The sequence below is a fragment of the Citrobacter sp. S46_ASV_140 genome, assembly GCF_018919545.1.
GTDB classification, from domain to species: Bacteria; Pseudomonadota; Gammaproteobacteria; order Enterobacterales; family Enterobacteriaceae; genus Citrobacter; species Citrobacter braakii.
Genome location: NZ_JAHLRC010000207.1, coordinates 1 through 3,852 on the forward strand (window position 1 = coordinate 1; position 3,852 = coordinate 3,852).

Annotated in this window: 5 protein-coding genes; 3 read left to right on the forward strand and 2 right to left on the reverse strand. The window is 40.9% G+C overall.

The features are described 5' to 3' along the window. The first annotated feature begins 857 nt into the window (after window positions 1–857). Window positions 858–1,220: an endoribonuclease SymE gene (gene symE / locus KQJ19_RS22770; protein ID WP_216404204.1), complete on the forward strand. Its 363-nt coding sequence runs from the start codon at window positions 858–860 to the stop codon at window positions 1,218–1,220. A gap of 125 nt (window positions 1,221–1,345) precedes the next feature. Here the strand turns inward: symE and KQJ19_RS22775 are convergent, their stop codons facing one another. Beyond that, a complete protein-coding gene (locus KQJ19_RS22775; protein WP_216404205.1) occupies window positions 1,346–2,074 on the reverse strand; it encodes a hypothetical protein in 729 nt (242 codons plus the stop codon). A 159-nt stretch (window positions 2,075–2,233) separates the two neighbouring features. Next, entirely contained in the window at window positions 2,234–2,551 is a 318-nt protein-coding gene (locus tag KQJ19_RS22780; protein WP_151222984.1) for a helix-turn-helix transcriptional regulator, read from the reverse strand. A 196-nt stretch (window positions 2,552–2,747) separates the two neighbouring features. Here KQJ19_RS22780 and KQJ19_RS22785 point away from each other — a divergent pair, with 196 nt between their 5' ends. After that, a complete protein-coding gene (locus tag KQJ19_RS22785; RefSeq protein ID WP_151222985.1) occupies window positions 2,748–3,008 on the forward strand; it encodes a helix-turn-helix transcriptional regulator in 261 nt (86 codons plus the stop codon). A 144-nt stretch (window positions 3,009–3,152) separates the two neighbouring features. Further along, window positions 3,153–3,852, forward strand: a 700-nt coding sequence (locus KQJ19_RS22790) for a DNA sulfur modification protein DndB (protein ID WP_216404206.1), incomplete at its 3' end; no start/stop codon positions are given.

Consider the following 3,852-nt stretch of genomic DNA (forward strand, 5'->3'; position numbering starts at 1 on the left):
TTCTTAAGGCGTTCATCACGCGGGATCATAGATACAGTTTCAACGCTTTTAATACGGAAGGGTTCTGCCGGATAATTCATTTTGTTTCTCCAGTAACAGTGGTCATGTACGTATTAATGTGAAGTAAAGCATACCTGGTTCATCAATAAAGTCTGATGAAATATAACTATTCGCCTCCTGAGTCAGGGGGAGAAATAATGTGGAGGCACTATGCAAGATTTAATTGATTATGGAAATAGCCTGGTCAACATTAATCACTGGCAATAATTTAAAAAGCTGTAAATGTAGGTGATGCAAATCACACGTCATTTTTTTACCCTTTCATATTCAACAAGTTTTTTTTTGCGTGTTGATTTGCCATTTGCGATGGTGCCCCCGTGGAGAGGGGAAATACTGAAAACTTAACTTTCCAGTCTGTGCTCATACTGTATTGCTGAATGAGTACACCCCATTTTGTGAGAGTCGGATCACTTCACGGGTTTATATTTGTGATTCACATCACTAAAAGTGTAAAGCAAAGTGTACAAAACGGCGTTGTTTCAGAGTTTGCTATTTGATTCAGTGATTTAGTTCACATTTTGGTCTGATACAGATGGGCGTTATTTTCTGGAAATGGCAGGTATCATGAGGATGGGATATGAATGAATTTATACGATGAATAATACTATGTTTATAGGGATAGAGAGGATTTCTATTTATTCCGAAAGCGTGCTAATCGCGCTTATTTCATGTTATTTACATCTGGACTTCCCGCCAATTACTGGGGTAATTTACAGGGGTTTTATTAGCGCGATGCGAAGGTGCGCCAACACCTCCGCATCGCTAATCGCAGTAACTATCATCGGAGAATAGTCACCATGACTGATACGCATTGTATTGCAGTTTCATTTGATCCAGAAGTGTACGTCGCAGATAACCGTTGCCTGAAGGTGGGTTATGCGAGCGGTTATCCTGATTACAGCCGTTTGCCGGTGAAGTATGTCCAGTTTCCGTCCATCGTGATGAAGGGCCAGTGGCTTAAAGCCGCAGGATTCGACACCGGCACCCGCGTCGATGTGCGCGTCATGCAAGGCTGCATTGTGTTAACCACCCGCACGCCCGAACCCGAAGAGTCAGAACTGATGAAATCCCTGCGCGCCGTGGAAAAGCTCTCCGCGCGTAAGCAAAAGCAGGTGCTGGAGTTTATCGGGGTGATTGCGGGGAAAGCGCTGAAGGGGTGAGAGTGTTATTGTCATTGAGGCGCCGAAGGGCGCCTTTTTCCTCAAAGTAACAAGTAGCTTCGTCATCACGGTAATTAGATGACGACATGAGCAAGCGTGTAAAGCCGTAAACCAGTGAAACCTTTTCACAGTAGATAGTTTTGTACTACTGTTAGTAATATAAACAATATTATCATAAACCCAGGAAAGGATTTTTCAGGGGCTATCAGATTAACTAATCTTGCAAAAAATATCATTGAAATAACAATAAATATTGTTATTAATAACACGGGAATAGATAGAATCCAGCTAAAGATATATTGCATTAACACTACAAACAATAACACGCAGCTTAATATACCGGCCTGACTCCAGATGCCTGTCGGAATATCGACATGAAATCCCATCGTCTTAAAAAGATGAAACAAAGGTTCCAAAGTATACCTTATCAAAGAAATGCCAGACTGTTTCTCAAGTAATGCCAGCGCAAAAGGAGAAACCACCATTAAGAGAAAAATCCAAGCGTTTTCTGAGATTGCTTTTCGGTGCTGCATACACCATGAAACCGAAGCCCAACCAATAAACCCAAAGACAAATCCCATAGAAAACAAAAACTTCACATTTTCTTTTTCTGGCACTACATAAGCCATTAAGAAAAACATGATGGCAGATATTATTGCAACAAAGCCATATATGAGTTGTAAAAATATAATACCTTCCGTTAGGCGTGCATCTTTAATTTTATTATTAAGATTCCCATATCTATCTTCCAATACCACAATGAAGGCTTTAAATTTAGGATTTTGCCGTGCGATATTCCCCATAAAGTAAACACCAACCAGAACCTGCAATGTGGTAACAATTCCTTTTAACATCCCTGCCCCTTAATATAGCTATTATCAATTTATAAATAACTACCTTTTTTTAAAAACGGCTGAATTATAGTCAAAATCTATGCCTGTATAAAACACTAAATCAATACCATACTGCTTTGGTTGCCAATAAAAAGGGATATCCACAAACGTAGGAGCTCCCTAATTGGAAAGAAGAAGATTAAGCGCTTCCTCCCTCCTTACAACATCAGCTGTATACCAATTTCTTATCAATAAGGCCAAATCATCATCATCGGCGTAAAAATAGGCTAGAGGTAACTCAAGTACATCAGCAAGTTGTTGAACTATTTCAATATTTGCCTGGTGAACCCCTTTCTCGTACCGATTGATACGTGGGCTGGCAACGAATTCATCGATCCCAGCAAGAATACCAAGCTGTTTTTGTGACAACCTCTTAGCAAGGCGCGCTTCTTTAAGCCGCTTACTAAAGGTTCGATTGTGCATAGTAGTATCATTCATAACTACGATAATCGTAGCTATTGAGCTTTTCAGATACTACGTAAAACGTAGTTATTGGTTATATCATCTTTTTACATACCGATTTCAGCAAAGTTAGATCTCCTTTCCAAAACTACGAAAAACGTAATTTTATTGCTCGAAAAAGACTACGAATTACGTAGCATACATAATGTTACTTAAACGGAGGGGAAGTGGAATGACCACAAATTGGCACAAGGCCGACATCATCGCGGCATTGCATAAAAAAGGAATGTCACTGGCAGCACTGTCCAGAGAGGTAGGATTGAGTTCGTCCACATTGGGTAATGCTCTGGAGAGACCATGGCCTAAAGGTGAAATCATCATTGCTAAGGCAATTGGCATCCCACCAGAGGTTATCTGGCCACAAAGATACTATAAGGGAGGAGAGTTTATAAATCGCGGTAAGTTGATACGTAAGTTTCGTACCCAGATGTAGTTACGTAAAAAAAGACGTAATACAACTAAAAAGTGCTCAGACACTTTGTCAGATTATGCTTTAGGAAGAGAAAGCATTTATAAATAGAATGCTTTTACGTAAAATAACACGTAAGAGCTCTAACCGAACAACAGGGAATCCGCCATGGCGAACTTCGACGCTGATTACTGCTATTCTTTCCCCGCTGTACGCGGAGTACAAGCAGGCAGGCCATTTTACATTGCAACCTGTCCTATGCGCATCATACCCAAAATTTTCAGCTTTGATGAAACCGATGTTCCACCAGAGCTGCGTGCTCAACGCATCCTGAACAAATCTAGAATACCTGAGATGGTCAGGTATCTACTGGAGAATCCGAAAGATTATGTCTTCTCTGCATTGACAGCATCTATTGCCGTTGACGTTCAGTTTGATGAGTACGAAAACTCAAATAATCTAGGAACGCTCCGAGTTCCGATGGATGCCCAAATCCTCATTAATGATGGGCAACATCGTCGTAAAGCAATTGAAGACGCTTTAGCTGAGCGTCCGGAACTCGGCCAAGACAACATCCCTGTGCTGTTTTTTGTCGACGAAGGGTTAAGACGTAGTCAACAGATGTTTGCTGACCTAAATAAATACGCGATTCGCCCTAGCCCATCGCTTTCAGCTCTTTATGATCACCGTGATGTAAGCTCAAATTTGGCGCGTTATCTGGCAATGACAATAGAACCATTTATTGGCCTTACAGAGCTTGAAAAATCCAGTATCAGTATGCTTTCCAATAAGTTATTCACGCTGAGTAGCATTAAACAGGCAACTCGAGCACTTTTGGGCAAAGACCCGAAAGTAGGCAGTATTGAAG

Coding starts and splice junctions, on each gene's coding strand:
- KQJ19_RS22775 (WP_216404205.1), bottom strand. CDS start 2,074: ATGTTAAAAGGAATTGTTACCACATTGCAGGTTCTGGTTGGTGTTTAC.
- KQJ19_RS22780 (WP_151222984.1), bottom strand. CDS start 2,551: ATGAATGATACTACTATGCACAATCGAACCTTTAGTAAGCGGCTTAAA.
- symE (WP_216404204.1), top strand. CDS start 858: ATGACTGATACGCATTGTATTGCAGTTTCATTTGATCCAGAAGTGTAC.
- KQJ19_RS22785 (WP_151222985.1), top strand. CDS start 2,748: ATGACCACAAATTGGCACAAGGCCGACATCATCGCGGCATTGCATAAA.